Origin of the sequence: Micromonospora sp. NPDC047740 (genome assembly GCF_043204735.1) — a bacterium.
In the GTDB taxonomy this organism is placed as follows: domain Bacteria; phylum Actinomycetota; class Actinomycetes; order Mycobacteriales; family Micromonosporaceae; genus Micromonospora.
In genome coordinates this window covers 162,319-176,202 of sequence record NZ_JBIDCT010000001.1, presented here as the reverse complement: position 1 = coordinate 176,202, position 13,884 = coordinate 162,319, and the positions used below count along the sequence as shown (strand labels likewise).

The following is a 13,884-nucleotide window of genomic DNA, read 5'->3' as shown; positions in this document are numbered from 1 at the left end:
GGCCGGCCGGGTCGGCCTCGGCACGGGTGACGAACACGGGATCAGCGGGCACGGGGGTGGCGCGGTCGGAATCCGGCCCGCCGTCGGCGGCGGGCCCGCCCTGCCCGCCGTTCCCGGCCACGTGGCCGGCGGCCCCGACGGCGGGCGCGGTGCCCTCGGCGGGCACCGTGCCGTTGGCGGGACCGGCCACGCGCGGCGCGCCGCCCTCGGCGGGCACCGTGCCGTTGGCGGGGCCGGCCACGCGCGGCGCGCCGCCCTCGGCGGGCACCGTGCCGCCGATGGGCGTGGCGGCGGGGGCGGGCGTGGCAGCGGTGGCCGGCGGGGCATCGGGCGCGGCCCCCTCGACAGGGGCGGTGAGCAGCCGGTCGACCAGGCCGGTGGTGTGGCGGCCCCGGCGGAACGCCGGGTCGCGCAGCACCCGCCGGACGAACGGGATGGTGGTGCGGACACCCGGCCCGGTCACCTCGAACTCGCCGAGCGCGCGGTCGAGGCGGTCGAGCGCGCCGTCCCGGTCCGGCGCCCAGACCGCGACCTTGGCCAGCAGCGAGTCGTAGTGCGGGCTGACCAGATAGCCGGGATGGCCGTGGGTGTCGACCCGGGTGAACGGGCCGCCGGGTGGCCGGAACCGGTCGAGCCGGCCGGGCGCGGGCGCGAAGTCCCGGTCCGGGTCCTCCACGTTGACCCGCGCCTCGACGGCCACCCCGCGCAGCCGGATGTCCTCCTGCCGCAGCCGCAGCGGCGTACCGGCGGCGATGTGCAACTGCTCGTGCACCAGGTCCACGCCGGTCACCAGCTCGGTCACCGGGTGCTCGACCTGGATCCGGCAGTTGATCTCCAGGAAGTGGCCCTGTTCCGCCCCGTCGACCAGGAACTCGACGGTCCCGGCGCCGGTGAAGCCGACCGACAGGACGCCGCGCAGTGCGGTCTCCGCGAGCGTGTCCAGGGTGGACTGCCGCAGCGCCGGCGCGGGCGCCTCCTCGATCAGCTTCTGGTGGCGCCGCTGCACCGAGCAGTCCCGGGTGCCCAGGTGCACCCCGTTGCCGTGGCCGTCGCAGAGCACCTGCACCTCGACGTGCCGGGCGTCGGCGAGGTAGCGCTCGACGTACACCCGGTCGTCGCCAAAGGCGACCTGGGCGGCGGCGCGGGTACGCGCGTACGCGCGGGGCAACTCGGCCGCCCCGTGCACCACGGTCATGCCGCGCCCGCCGCCGCCGGCCGCCGCCTTGATGATCACCGGGTAGCCCACCTCGGCGGCCACCTCCAACGCGTCGGCGACCGTCGGCAGGGTCTGCACGGCGCCCGGCGGCAGCGGCAGTCCCGCCTTGCTCATCAGCGCCCGGGCGGTGGACTTGTCGGCCAGCGCCGACATCACCTCCGGCGGCGGGCCGACGAACGTCAGCCCGTTGGCCGCGCAGATCTCGGCGAAGTCGGCGTCCTCGGAGAGAAACCCGTAGCCGGGATGCACGGCCTGCGCACCGGTCTGCCGGGCGGCCTCGACGATCGCCGCGGCGTTCAGGTAGCTCTGCCGGCTCGCTGCCGGTCCGATCCGGACTGTCTCGTCGGCCAGCCGCACGGGCAACGAGTCGGCGTCAGCGGTGGAGTGCACCACCACGGTACGCACTCCCAGCTCCCGGCAGGCCCGCAGGACCCGCAGCGCGATCTCACCCCGGTTGGCGATCAGCACCTTGTCGAACATCAGCTTCCTCGCGTGGCGAGCGGTTCCAGGGCGACCAGCGGCTGGTCGTACTCGACGGGCTTGCCGTCCTCGACCAGCATCTCGACCACCCGTCCGGCCTGGTCGGCGGTCACCTCGTTCATCAACTTCATGGCCTCGACGATGCCGACCACCTGGCCCGGCCGGACCAGGTCGCCGACGGCGACGAAGGGAGCGGCGCCCGGTTCCGGGGCGCGGTAGAAGGTGCCCACCACGGGCGCCCGCACGGCCAGCCGGTCCGGCGCGGACACCGGCTCGGTGGCCGGTTCCGCGACCGGCTCGGCATCGGCGCGCGGCGCGGGCGCCGCCTGGGCCGGACCGTGCCACTCCACCTCCAGCACGTTCTCGCCGCTGCGCAGCCGGACCCGGCGCACCGGGCCGGCCAGCTCGGCGACCAGCTTGCGGGCGTGCCGGCGCAGCCCGTCCAGCACCTCGTCGGGTCGGGCGCCGGCGCTCATCGGGTAACCCCCACGGCGCGGGCCGCGCCGAAGCGACGGAACCGCTGCCGGCGGCGGCGGACCAGGGTGGCCGGCGGCACGTCGAGCAACGGGGCGAGATTCGCCGCCACCGCCCGGCCCAGCAGCTCGGCCGCGCCCGCCGGGTCGCCGTGCGCGGCCTGCGCCGGCTCCGGCACCACCTCGTCGACCACCCCGAGCCGGCACAGGTCGGTGGCGGTGAGCCGCAGCGCGCGGGCCGCCTGCGGCGCGGCGGAGCTGTCCGGCCAGAGGATCGCGGCGCAGCCCTCCGGGCTGATCACCGAATAGACGGCGCGTTCGAGCATGAGCACCCGGTCGGCCACCGCGAGGGCGAGCGCCCCGCCGCTGCCGCCCTCGCCGGTGACCACCGCGACGACCGGGGTGGGCAGCATGCTCAGCGCGAGGATGTTCTCGGCGATCGCCGCCGCCTGCCCCTGCTGCTCCGCGCTCACCCCCGGGTCGGCGCCCGGGGTGTCCACCAGGGTCACCACCGGCAGGCCGAGCCGGGCTGCGAGCCGCATCAGCCGCAACGCCTTGCGGTGCCCGGCCGGGCTGGCCATGCCGAAGTTGTGTGCCACCAGCTCGGCGGTGGTGTGCCCCTTCTGGTGGCCGAGCACCATCACCGGCCGGCCGTCGAGCCGGGCCAGGCCACCGACGATGGCCGGGCAGTCCGCGCCGAGCCGGTCGCCGTGCAGCTCGACGAAGCCGTCGAAGGCGGTGTCCAGGTAGTCCAGCGTGGTGGGCCGGCCGGGGTGCCGGGCCGTGCGTACCGTCGCCCAGGCGTCCCGCTCCGGGCCGGCCGCCGTCGCGGGCACGGCGCTGCCGCCCCCGGTCGCCGGCCGCGGCGCCGGCACCTGCCGGGGTACGGGCACCCGCCGGCGGGCCGCGTGCGCCGCGGCGAGCAGCGTGGTCAGCCGGCCGCGCAGCGCGTGCCGGGGCACCACCATGTCGATCTGCCCGTGCCGCAGCAGGAACTCGGCGGTCTGGAAGCCCTCGGGCAGCGCGGCGCCGGTGACCTGCCGGATCACCCGGGGGCCGGCGAAGCCCATCCGGGCGCCGCTCTCGGCGAGCACCACGTCGGTGTTGGTGGCGTAGGACGCGGCCACCCCGCCGTAGGTGGGGTCGGTGAGGACGCTGACGGTCAGCAGGCCCGCCTCGCGCAGCCCGGCGAGGGCCTGGCTGACCGTGGCCATCTGCATCAACGACAGCGCCCCCTCCTGCATCCGGGCTCCGCCGGAGGCGGTGACCAGCACCAGCGGCACCGCCTCGGCAAGCGCCCGCTCGGCGGTCAGGGTGATCAGCTCCCCGACCGCGCAGCCGAGGCTGCCGCCGAGGAAGCGGAAGTCCATCACCGCCAGCGCCACCGGATGACCGCCGATGCGCGCGGTGCCGCAGAGCACCGCCTCGTCCAGCCCGGTGGCGACGCGGGCCGCGCCGAGCCGGTGCGGGTACGGCACCGCGTCGACGAACTCGATCGGGTCGACCTGGACGGCCCGCTCCGGCAGCGGGACGAACGAGTCCGGGTCGACCAGCTGCGCCACCCGGTCCGGAGCGTCCAGCCGGGCGTGCGAGCCGCACTCCGGGCAGACGTCCAGGTTGCGGCGCAACCGCTTGCGGTACAGCAGCGAGGCGCAGCCGTCGCAGCGTGACCAGAGCTGCTCGTCCTGGGGCGCGGTGGTGGTCACGGCCGCCGCCCGGGCGCGTCGTACCGGTAGAAGCAGTGGGCCATGGCGTCCCGCGGTGAGCGCCAGTCCGGCAGATACGGCGAGATGTACGGCCGCAGCCGCTCGCTGACCCGGATGAACTCGGGATGCCCGCGGGCGTCCTCCACCGCGCCGTCGGCCGGCCGCTCCGTCTCCAGGAGATGGACGTAGAGGTCGTGCAGCCGGTAGAGCGACCGGTGGCGGACGCCGACCACACCGGGCAGTTCGGTCGCGTCGGACGCGGCGAAGATCTCGGCGACCCGATCCTCGGCGGTCGGCACCACCTTGGCGACGATGAGTGAACGGTCCATGGAGAGCCTCCCCTTGGGTGCGCGAACCCGGCGCATGGCGCGGCCGGTCCCGCCGGACGACTCAGTCACCGTCTCGCCGACACCGTCAACGGGGCGTCACCTGCGGGCCATCCGAGGCGGAATGTCGTGACGCTGCGTTGACGCATCCTGTGCGCGAGCTATCAGAAGATCGACTTCCGCGAACTCATTCCGACACTTTTTCGCAGTTCAGCGCCAGTTTTCGCGCGGAGTGTGGACAGTCGCATTTGACACCATGACTGTTGACCCAGAGTAATCATAGTTGGTAACGTTCGTTGCGGTCAGCCCGGCTGCAGCGGCGTCAGCCGCCGCGGCGGGAGCCGTTCCGACACCGGGGTCGCGGGCACCGCGCCGGGCAACACAGGACAGTCGGAACGAAGGTTCCGGTGCAGGGGGTGCGCCCGTGACCGGTGAATCGAGGACGCCGGCGGCAGAGGATCCGTCCGCGTCACCGGTGTCGTTGCACCTGCTCGGCGGCTTCCGGTTGCTGCACGACGACGTGCCGGTGGTGGTGCCCCGCGGACTGCAACGCGTCATCGCCCTGATCGGGCTACGACCCGGCGCCACCCGCAGCCACCTGGCCGGCCTGCTGTGGCCGGAAACCTCCGAGGAACGAGCGCTGTCGTCGCTGCGTACCGCCCTGTGGCGGTTGCGGCAGGACCCCTGCTGCCCGCTGCTGACCGACGGTGACACCGTCCGGCTCGGCGACACCGTCCACCTCGACGTCGACGAACTGGTCGACACCGCCGCCCGCGTCCGCGACCGCGAGACGCCCCGCGGGGCCGCCAGCTCCGGACGCCACGACCTGCTCCCCGGCTGGTACGACGACTGGGTGCTGCTGGAACGCGAACGGCTGCGCCAACTGCGGCTGCACATGCTGGAGGAACTCGCCGGCAACCACCTTGCCGCCGGCCGGCACGGCGAGGCCCTGGAGGCGGCCCTGGAAGCGATGGCCGCCGAACCACTCCGGGAGACCCCGCACCGCCTCGTGGTCCGCATCCACCTCGCCGAGGGCAACGCCTTCGAGGCGGTGCACGCCTTCTACGTCTACCGCGACCTGCTGCTGCGCGAACTGCGCCTGGAACCGTCCCCCGCGATGTGCGCGCTGCTCGACGACACCCTCGCCCCGATCCGGCGCGCCTCGCGGCACGAGCCACCGTCCCGACGATCCGACCGGGGCAACCCGCCCGGCCGGCCGTCCGGCCCACCCGCGCACCGCGGACCGACCGCGCCCACCGCACCCGGCTCGCGCTCACCGGACACAACCGACGGTGCGGCCGCAGCGACGGCGTCACGACAACCATCACCGAACAGTGACCGATCGTGACGAGCAGTTGACACTCGACCGGGCAATGTGAGCGCACACGGTGTCCGACGCCCGGCTGCGCGGGACGGCGGCACCGCCGGCGAGAGGGGTCCCGATGAGTCGACTGTTGGTCGTCAGCCGGATCGTGCCGGGCGCGGAGGGACGGGTCGCGCAGATCTTCGCCGAGTCCGACGCGACCGAGCTGCCCATCCTGACCGGCGTCCGGCACCGGTCGCTGTACAGCCTGCACGACCTGTGCGTCCACCTGATGGAGACCACCGACGTCGACCCGGACGCGGCGGCCGGCGTCCGCAACCACCCACTCTTCGAGCAGGTCAACCAGCGACTGTCCGCGCACACGTCGCCGTACCTGCCGACCTGGCACTCCCCACGGGAGGCCGTCGCCGGCTGCTTCTACAGCTGGGACGCCACCGGAGCCCGCACACCGATCCGCTGACCGCACCCGCGGCGGCGCCGTGACCGGGCGGCCTGGACCCCATCAGGCACCAGGGTCCGGGGCGTCCCCGCCCCTGCTGCGGCACACGCTCAGTCATCCCACCACCACCGTTCGGCACGAACCGTCCCACCAGCGACGAAAGCCGCGGACCGCCCTGTCATCCCCGACGTACGTGTGCGAAGCTGCCCCGAGTTTTCTCACGACTGTCGTTCACGTACTGAGGAGGAGATTGGCCGTGCAGTCGAGTTTCGGGCTATGGCTGGTCGTGATCCTGGCTGTGGTGGCGGGCCTGGTGATCTGGCGGGTGCTGGCCGGCGGCCGCACCACCGCCGGCCCGGCAGCGCCCACGGTGGAGGGTGACCCCGCGACCGCCACCAGTGACCAGGAACGGCCCGCCGCGGTCGTCGACGAGGTCCCGGCGCCCGCCGCGGTGACCGAGGAGCCGACCCCGGCCGAGCAGGACGCTCCTCCGGTCGCCAATCCGGCCGTCGAGGCCACCGCCCCACTGTCCGCCGAATCGGCCGGCTCCGCCCCGGCCGACCAGCCCGCCGAGGCCGCACCGGTCACCGTCAAGGCCGAGCCGGCGGCCATCGAGACCGAGCCCGCCACCACCGAGGTCGAGCCGGTCGCGCCGGCCGCGGAGCCGGCCACCCCGGTGACCATCCCCGCGCCGCGCGCCTCGGTCGAGAACACCACCACGGCCGCGGCGGAACCCGCCGCGGCCCCGGTCGCCGCGCCGGCCGACCAGGCCGCCGACGACTTCCGGCAGATCCAGGGCATCGGACCGAAGATGGCCGCCGCGCTCCAGGCCGCCGGCATCCGCACCTACCAGCAGCTCGCCGAGCTGGACGAAGCGGCGCTGCGGGAGACCATCAAGGCCGCCGGCCTGCGCGCCGCGCCGAGCGTGGCGACCTGGCCGCAGCAGGCGAAGGTGCTGGCCGGCGCCCGCGCCGAGGCCGAGGCGGTGCTGCCCTGAGCGGCCCCGCCACCGCTTGAACACCCCGGGCCGGTGGTGACGCTCTGTCACCACCGGCCCGCACCAGCGCCGGCCGGAACGGCGTCAGCAGCCGCCCGGCGCGTCCCGCCCCGGCCAGCGGCGTCGACACCGCCCCCGGAACGGTGCCCCGGAAAGCACGAAAACGGACACGGGTCAGGACGGCCATGGCTACCGTCGGTGAAGGGCCGGACGGCCCGCCGCGCCGATCCCGCCACCGCAGGAGCAGTTCGTGCCCTCCGCAACGCCGGAGCAGCCCGCCCACCGGCAGGCCCCGGTCCGCGATCCCGAGTCCTCCCGCCGGGTGACCCTGCTGGAGCTCTTCTTCGACCTGGTCTACGTGGTCGCGCTCGCCCTCATCTCGCGTGGCCTGGTCACCGAGGTCAGCTGGGAGCGGGCGTTCCAGTCCCTGCTCATACTGATGGCGATCTGGTGGACCTGGGCCATCACCACCCTGGTCACCGACATGTACGACCCGCAGCGCCCACAGATCAAGCTGCTGATCGCCGTGGTGATGTTCGGCGCGCTGCTGATGACCACCGCCGTCCCGGACGCCTTCGGCACCCGAGGCCTGGTCTTCGCCGGTACGTACGTGGCCATCCACCTTGGACGCGGGCTCTTCCTCATGCCGGCGGTCCGGCACGACGGGCCGACCCGACGTCGGGCGACGCGGGTCTTCCTCTGGTTCGCGGTCTCCGCCGTCCCCTGGCTGGTCGGGGCCGTGCTGTCGGAGGACGCCCGGCAGGCGTTCTGGGCACTGGCGTTGGGCATCGACTATCTCGGCTTCCGGCTCGCGTACCCGGTGCCCGGACTCGGGGTGGTGCCCGACTCGCAACGGGAGGTAACCGCCGAGCACCTGTCCGAGCGCTACCAACAGTTCTTCATCATCGCCCTCGGCGACGCCATCCTGGTCACCGGCACGATGTTCAGCCTCCACCATTCGGAGGCGGAAAACATCGCCGCGTTCGGGGTCGCCTTCGTCACCACCCTGCTGCTCTGGCGGATCTACGTGCACAAGTCCGGTGAGCTGCTGCCGCAGGCCATCTCCCAGTCGAAGCAGCCGAGCCGGTTCCTGAACACCGCGCCCTACACCCACCTGCTGATGGTGGCCGGGGTGGTGACCACCGCGGCCGGCTTCGACCTGGTGCTGCACGAGCCGACAGGGCGTACGCCGCCGGCCTGGGCGGCGGTCATCCTCGGCGGGCCGGCGATGTTCCTGGTCGGCCGCAGCGTCTTCGAGTACGAGGTGTTCAGCCGGGTGTCGCTGTCCCGCCCCGGCGGGCTGCTCGCCCTGCTCACCATCGCGCCGGCGGTGCTGTTCCTGCCGCCGCTGTGCGCCGCGCTCGGCGCCATGCTGGTGCTGGCCGGCGTGGCCGTCGCCGACCATCTGCGCAGCCGGGGCCGGCCGCCGGAGGACCCGGCCCCGCCGACCTGAGCCGGCGTGCCGTGAGCGGCGCCGCTGCGGGCCGCCACCGGGGGCCGCGATGGTCGAAATCGGCCGGGCCGGTCTCGCGGCACCGTTTGGGCACTCACCCGCCCGGGGTACAGGGACCCCACCTCTCGAATCAGCCACAACCCCGTGGAGGCACCCCATGCGCGGCACCTCGATACTCGGCGTCCTGGTCGTCATCTGGCTCATCATCGGCGCGATCGCCGCCGGTCAGCGCGGCTACTACAGCAACGACGACAAGAACTGCGCCGAGGCCGGCACCATTCTGGTCACCATCGTGGCCGGTCCGCTGAACTACATCGGCGCTAACCCCAAGGTGGACTGCACGCTCCCCGAGCCCTCGAAGTAGGCCACTCCCCTTCCGGCCCGCGCCCGCTCCCCGCGGCGCGGGCCGCTTCGGGTCCGGCGCGGGCGCCGTCACCCTCCGTACGGCGTCCTAGGAGGCTGGCCTGCGGGGGCGTTGGCCGGTGTCGGCCGGGACGGGCAGCCGCCCACGAGTTTCTCGCCGGCGGCCTGGGGCGCTCCGCCGCACGCCCGGCTGAACACGCCGCCTCAGCCGCCGACGTGGATGCCGGGGCGGTGGGCGGGGTCGGGCTCGGCCTTGCGGATGATCTCCCGGACCACCGGCGGGGTGTCCCCCCGGCCGAGGATCAGGTAGCGCAGCAGATGCGCGAGCGGATTTCCCTCCGACCACTCGAAGTGGGCGTGCGGGCGTACCCCGGTGGCGTCCCGGAGCGCGAGCAGGATCGCCGCGATCGCGTTCGGCACGGCCGGGCTGCCGGCCCGCAGCACCCGGTACCCGTCCACCTCCACCCCGTGCACCCGCAGCACCTGACTGAACTGCGACGGATCGATCACGTCGATCTCGAGGAAGAGGACGTCGGCCTTGCCCGGCACCGGATTGATCGCCCGCTGCGCCCGCTCCTTGGCCCGGTATTCCTGCACCGTCCCGCTCTGCCGCTTGTTCGCGACCAGGTGCAGCCGGCCGTCGTTCGCCAGCGAGTCGGCGATGAACCGCCGCGCCGGCTCGTCGAACTCGATCTGCGCGGCGCGCAGCTCAGTCGTACGGGTGACCCGGGAGACCAGCGAGACCACCACGATGCCGAGGATGAAGAACGCGGAGATCGTGATGCCGTCCGGCTTCTCGATGACGTTCGCCAGCAGCGCGTAGAGCAGCACCACGGTGAGCACCATGAAGCCGGCCGCGGCGACCCGGTGCCGGGCGCGGAGCGCCGAGATGGCCACCGCGATCGCGCCGGAGAACATCATCGCCAGGATCCCCGTCGCGTACGCCCCGGCCTGGGCGTTCACGTCGGCGCGGAAGGCCACCGTGATGGCGATGCTGATCAGCGTGTAGACGAGGACCACGGGACGGACCGCGCGGCCCCACTCGGGCGCCATGCCGTAGTCCGGCAGGTAACGCGGCACGATGTTGATCAGGCCGGCCATCGCCGAGGCGCCGGCGAACCAGAGGATGAGGATGCTGCTGATGTCGTAGACGGTGCCGAACCCCTCGCCCAGGTGCTCGTGGGCCAGGAAGGCCAGCGCCCGCCCGTTGGCCGCCCCACCGGGCTGGAACTCCTTCGCCGGGATCAGCACGGTGGTGACGAAGGTGGTCGTGACCAGGTAGACGGACATGATGAGCGCCGCGGCGGTGAGCAGCTTGCGGGTGTTCCGGATCCGGGACCGGAGCCGCTCCTGCGGGTCGGCGCCCCGGCCCCGGACCAGCGGCTCCATGCTGACCCCGGTCTCGAAGCCGGACAGGCCCAGCACCAGCAGCGGGAACGCCAGCACGGCCGGCCCCACCAGGTCGCTGACGTTGGTGACCTGGGCGGTGAGGAGTTCGAGCCAGCCGTTCAGCACCTCCGGGTGGGCCGCCACCTGACCGAGCCCGACCACCACGACCACCGCGTTGAGCGCGAGGAAGACCGCGACCAGGGGGATGGCGACCTGCACCGCCTCGCTGAAGCCCATCAGGAACACGCCGCCGAGGATGAGCAGGAGCACGACCGTCACCAGCACCGCCGCCGTGGCGCCGTGCGGGACCGACGCCGGCAGCTTGGGGTTCTCCAGCAGGTGCACAGTGGCGTCCGCGGCGGAGAGGGTGATCGTGATGATCCACGAGGTGGCGACGAAGCCGAGCAGGATGAGTACGAAGATCTTCCCCCGCCAGAACGGCAGCAGCCGCTCCAGCATGGCCACGGAGCCCTGCCCGTGCGGGCTCTCCCGGGCCACCCGCCGGTACATCGGCAGCATCCCGAACAGGGTCAGCGCCACGATCAGCAGGGTGGCCACCGGGGAGAGCACACCGGCCGCCAGGGCGGCGATGCCGGGCAGGTAGGAGAGGGTGGAGAAGTAGTCCACGCCGGTCAGGCACATCACCTGCCACCAGGGGTGGGCCCGAGCCTCCGGCTCGAGCGTCTCCGGGCCGACCGGATGCACCCGGTGCTGGAACAGCCACCGGCTCAGCCGGTTGGGCGGCTCCGCCGGCCGGGTGTGGCTCGGCACGCACTCCGGGATCCGCGCCGGCGTCCGGCCGGGGCCCGGGGCGCGGTCCCGGTCGCCGGCGGCGTCGAGTCCGCGCTCGTCACCGCGCCCCGCGTTGCCCCGCCGCCCCCGCCTGCGTCGCGGCCCGTCCCGCCCGTCCGTCATGTCCACCCCTCGGCGCCTGACCCGACGGTAGGCGGTACCCGCAGCACCGACCGGCGAACTCGGCAACCCGGACAAGATCGGCCGGGCGGCGGAACGGTGCCGCCCGGCGGCTCACCGGTCCGGCCACGGCCCGGTGGTCGGCACCGCGCCCGGGCCCGCCCATCCCGCGGGCCGGGACCGGCCGGCCGCCCCCGGGCCGGCCGGCCCCCGCCCGCTGTCGTCAGTCACGCAGGTCCAGCCGGTCGGCGAGCCAGGCCAGCCGGTCGTCGCGGACGCTGGTCGCGCCCAGGTCGTGCTCCTCGCGCGGATAGAGCGACACCCGGGCCTGCGGTGCGGCGTCGGCGAAGGCCGCGCGGGTCGCCGGGCCGACGAACCGGTCCGCGCCGGCGAACTGGAGGTACGCCCCGGCGCCGAGCCGCCCCACCAGGTCCACCGGGTCCAGCCCGGCGAAGACCGCCCGGTATGCCGCCTGCTCCCCCTCCGGCAGCTGGAGCCAGTACAGGTCGAACCAGTTCGCCCAGGTGGTGTCCGGCGCGAGGAGCACTGCCGTGCGCAGCCCCGGCTCGCCGGCGGCGAGGTCGACGGCGTACATCGCGCCGTAGTCGTGGCCGACCACGGCGGTGCGGGTCCGGTCGACGCCGGGCTCGGCGAGCAGCCGCCGGTACGCGTGCCGCACCGCGTCGAGCTGGGCGGTCACCGCGGCCCGGTCCCGCGCGTCGCCGACCGGGTCGCCCGCCCACGGGAAGGTGAGCTGGGGCAGCAGCGAGACCACCCCGCGCCCGGCCAGGGCGGTCGCCTCGGCGAGGAACTCGGTGCGGTCCTGGTTGACCCGGCCCGGCTCGAACCAGTGCAGGTTCAGCACGCCGGCCAGCCCGGCGCCGGACCCCTGCGGCCGCACCAGGTACGCCCGGACGGCCGGCTGCCCGGGCACCGGGATCTCGATGTCCCGGACCAGCACGGCGGCCCGGTGTCCCCCGGCGCTCGCGGCGTCGGTCGGAGCCTGCGCGTGCGCCCCGCCGGCGCTGACGAACGCGCCGGTGACCAGCAGCACGGCCGTGGACACGAGTGCGGGTAGTCGTCGCACCACACACCTCCATAAGTTTTTAAACGCGTTTTACAGCTGATGACGGTAGGATGGCAGGCGGCGGTAGGTCAAGCGGGGAAGGACGGCGGGCGTGTCGGCAACCGGACGGCGGAGCGGGCGCGGATGAGCGCGGTGCCACCCCTGGAGCCGGCGCTGCGGCTGGCCGTCGCGCTGCTGCACAGCTACTGGGTGCTCCAGGACCCGGTCGACCAGCTCTCCGTCGCCCGGCTCCGGGCCGCCGGCCGGGAACTCGGCCTCACCGAGCTGACCGAACCGCTGGGCGACGCCGACCTGCCCCGGCTGCGGGAGCTGCGGACACGGCTCTACCAGGTCTTCGCCGCTCCCGACCCGGCCGCCCGGGTGGCCACCCTCAACGAGGTGCTGACCGAGGTCAGCGCCGGGACGGCGGTCGAGGCCAGCCCGGACGGCACGCTGCGGCTGACCCCGCTGCCCCGGCCCGGCCCGATCGGGCCGTTCGCCGCCACCGTCACCGGAGCCCTGGCCCGGGCCGCCACGACCGGCGGGACGGACCGGTTCGGCGTCTGCGCCGCCGACCCCTGCCGGGCGCCCTACCTCGACCGGACCCGGGCGGGCCGGCAGCGCTACTGCTGCGAACTGTGCAACAACCGGGCCGCCGCAGCGGCGTACCGGAACCGGACCCGGCGCGGCTGAGCCGTCACGCCAGCGCGGCGGTCCACCGGTCCAGCTAGGCGCCGGCCCAGTAAAAGATCAACACCGGCCACGGGCGGACCGGACCAGATGCCGCGGCGCCACGTCGTGGTGGCTGGATGAAGTCCTCACCGTCCGGCGGCGGGACGGCGTCCCCGCGCTCCGCCCCCCTGGACTCCGGAGCGCGGGGACCCCCCGTCCCGGCTACTGCAGGAACGCCCCGAGGGGCGAGAGCAGCAGCCGGCCGAGCAGCGCGGCATTGTCGTCCAGCCGCGTCCGCTCACACTCGCGGGCCTCCGGATCGTGCCGGCAGCGCCAGATCTTCTGCGCGTTGCGCCAGGCCACGTTCCGGGTGTACTCCACCAGTTCACCCTGGTACCAGTCGTCGATCTCGCCGTTCAGCATGTCGATCATCAACTGCCAGTTGTCCAGGTAGCCGCGGCGCAGCCCCGGGATCTTCTCGGCGAAGATGTTGTTGATCTCCAGGTAGTCGCGGTGCTGCTCGCTGCCATCGACCGGCTCGGACTCCAGGCTGTCGAACGTGGTGACCAGCGCGAACGGCAGGTCGTAGTTGATGTGCGCGTTGACCCCGGCCGCGGCGGACGGCAGCGGCCGGGCGTCCGGGCCGCGCATCCGCTGGAACAGGCAGGCCCACGCCTTCGGCGTGTTCGGGCTGGACTCGGTCCAGTACCGCAACGCGTCGAAGTAGCGGGTGGCGAACTCCACGTCCAGCCGGGCTAGGAAGACCGAGTCGGCGAACCGGTCGTCGTAGAGGCCGTCGAGAACGGTGCTGGTGATGACCAGGTAGAGCTTGTTGAAGTCGGCGAGGGGGCAGCTCTCCTCGAGCGGAGGCAGCCGGACCAGCATGTCCTGGAGCTTGGTGAGGTGGTCGACGACCGCCGGCACGTCGGCAGGGTGGTCGGCGAGCAACCCGACGATGTCCTGGTGCACAGGACCCCAGACCGGTTCAGTCATCTCTCCTCCACTGTGCCGAAACGCCGCGGGGCGCCACGGTGACGCTGGACAGCCTCCCAGCCGGCGTACGCCGGC

General features: G+C 73.9%; 11 protein-coding genes and 2 pseudogenes. 6 read left to right on the top strand and 7 right to left on the bottom strand.

The genetic code is table 11. The features are described 5' to 3' along the window. Nucleotides 1-355 precede the first annotated feature (355 nt). The 4 genes and pseudogenes from ACGF4F_RS00825 to ACGF4F_RS00810 all read right to left on the bottom strand — a co-directional run. Nucleotides 356-1,696, bottom strand: a pseudogene (locus tag ACGF4F_RS00825) (acetyl/propionyl/methylcrotonyl-CoA carboxylase subunit alpha); the annotation flags it as partial. Further along, complete coding sequence (gene accB / locus ACGF4F_RS00820) at nt 1,696-2,172, bottom strand: acetyl-CoA carboxylase biotin carboxyl carrier protein (protein WP_357435876.1); 477 nt, start codon at nt 2,170-2,172, stop codon at nt 1,696-1,698. The gene accB and the pseudogene ACGF4F_RS00825, both read right to left, overlap by 1 nt. Beyond that, entirely contained in the window at nt 2,169-3,875 is a 1,707-nt protein-coding gene (locus tag ACGF4F_RS00815; protein WP_393073608.1) for an acetyl-CoA carboxylase carboxyltransferase subunit alpha, read from the bottom strand. The genes accB and ACGF4F_RS00815 overlap by 4 nt, the downstream gene beginning before the upstream one ends. Then, entirely contained in the window at nt 3,872-4,204 is a 333-nt protein-coding gene (locus ACGF4F_RS00810; protein ID WP_357435880.1) for a TcmI family type II polyketide cyclase, read from the bottom strand. Before ACGF4F_RS00810 ends, ACGF4F_RS00815 begins: the two co-directional genes overlap by 4 nt. A 421-nt stretch (nt 4,205-4,625) precedes the next feature. Here ACGF4F_RS00810 and ACGF4F_RS00805 point away from each other — a divergent pair. The 5 genes and pseudogenes from ACGF4F_RS00805 to ACGF4F_RS00785 form a co-directional block, all read left to right on the top strand. Continuing rightward, nucleotides 4,626-5,399: pseudogene (locus tag ACGF4F_RS00805) on the top strand (BTAD domain-containing putative transcriptional regulator); the annotation flags it as partial. 244 nt (nt 5,400-5,643) lie between these two features. Beyond that, nucleotides 5,644-5,985 carry a TcmI family type II polyketide cyclase gene (locus ACGF4F_RS00800; protein ID WP_393073605.1) on the top strand — a complete coding sequence of 114 codons (342 nt, stop codon included), beginning with the start codon at nt 5,644-5,646 and terminating at the stop codon, nt 5,983-5,985. Between the two features lie 235 nt (nt 5,986-6,220). Beyond that, complete coding sequence (locus ACGF4F_RS00795) at nt 6,221-6,961, top strand: helix-hairpin-helix domain-containing protein (protein WP_393073602.1); 741 nt, start codon at nt 6,221-6,223, stop codon at nt 6,959-6,961. Nucleotides 6,962-7,211: 250 nt separating this feature from the next. Next, nucleotides 7,212-8,414, top strand: coding sequence for a low temperature requirement protein A (locus ACGF4F_RS00790; RefSeq protein WP_393073599.1), 1,203 nt, complete (start codon nt 7,212-7,214; stop codon nt 8,412-8,414). 157 nt (nt 8,415-8,571) lie between these two features. Further along, entirely contained in the window at nt 8,572-8,778 is a 207-nt protein-coding gene (locus ACGF4F_RS00785) for a hypothetical protein (RefSeq protein WP_073836253.1), read from the top strand. Between the two features lie 203 nt (nt 8,779-8,981). On the opposite strand, the gene ACGF4F_RS00780 is transcribed toward ACGF4F_RS00785, so the two are convergent. Both ACGF4F_RS00780 and ACGF4F_RS00775 read right to left on the bottom strand, forming a co-directional pair. After that, nucleotides 8,982-11,081, bottom strand: a complete 2,100-nt coding sequence (locus ACGF4F_RS00780; RefSeq protein ID WP_393073596.1) for an amino acid transporter — start codon at nt 11,079-11,081, stop codon at nt 8,982-8,984. A gap of 220 nt (nt 11,082-11,301) precedes the next feature. Beyond that, nucleotides 11,302-12,165, bottom strand: coding sequence for a hypothetical protein (locus tag ACGF4F_RS00775; RefSeq protein ID WP_357435888.1), 864 nt, complete (start codon nt 12,163-12,165; stop codon nt 11,302-11,304). 123 nt (nt 12,166-12,288) lie between these two features. On the opposite strand from ACGF4F_RS00775, the gene ACGF4F_RS00770 reads away from it, so the two are divergent. After that, nucleotides 12,289-12,837: a CGNR zinc finger domain-containing protein gene (locus ACGF4F_RS00770; protein WP_357435890.1), complete on the top strand. Its 549-nt coding sequence runs from the start codon at nt 12,289-12,291 to the stop codon at nt 12,835-12,837. A 201-nt stretch (nt 12,838-13,038) separates the two neighbouring features. On the opposite strand, the gene ACGF4F_RS00765 is transcribed toward ACGF4F_RS00770, so the two are convergent. Next, nucleotides 13,039-13,809, bottom strand: coding sequence for a DUF5995 family protein (locus tag ACGF4F_RS00765; RefSeq protein ID WP_357435891.1), 771 nt, complete (start codon nt 13,807-13,809; stop codon nt 13,039-13,041). Between the last annotated feature and the right edge of the window lie 75 nt (nt 13,810-13,884).

Bases quoted from the DNA above. Each gene is read 5' to 3' on its own strand.
- ACGF4F_RS00785 (WP_073836253.1), top strand. From the start codon at position 8,572: ATGCGCGGCACCTCGATACTCGGCGTCCTGGTCGTCATCTGGCTCATC.
- accB (WP_357435876.1), bottom strand. From the start codon at position 2,172: ATGAGCGCCGGCGCCCGACCCGACGAGGTGCTGGACGGGCTGCGCCGG.
- ACGF4F_RS00770 (WP_357435890.1), top strand. From the start codon at position 12,289: ATGAGCGCGGTGCCACCCCTGGAGCCGGCGCTGCGGCTGGCCGTCGCG.
- ACGF4F_RS00765 (WP_357435891.1), bottom strand. From the start codon at position 13,809: ATGACTGAACCGGTCTGGGGTCCTGTGCACCAGGACATCGTCGGGTTG.
- ACGF4F_RS00810 (WP_357435880.1), bottom strand. From the start codon at position 4,204: ATGGACCGTTCACTCATCGTCGCCAAGGTGGTGCCGACCGCCGAGGAT.
- ACGF4F_RS00800 (WP_393073605.1), top strand. From the start codon at position 5,644: ATGAGTCGACTGTTGGTCGTCAGCCGGATCGTGCCGGGCGCGGAGGGA.
- ACGF4F_RS00780 (WP_393073596.1), bottom strand. From the start codon at position 11,081: ATGACGGACGGGCGGGACGGGCCGCGACGCAGGCGGGGGCGGCGGGGC.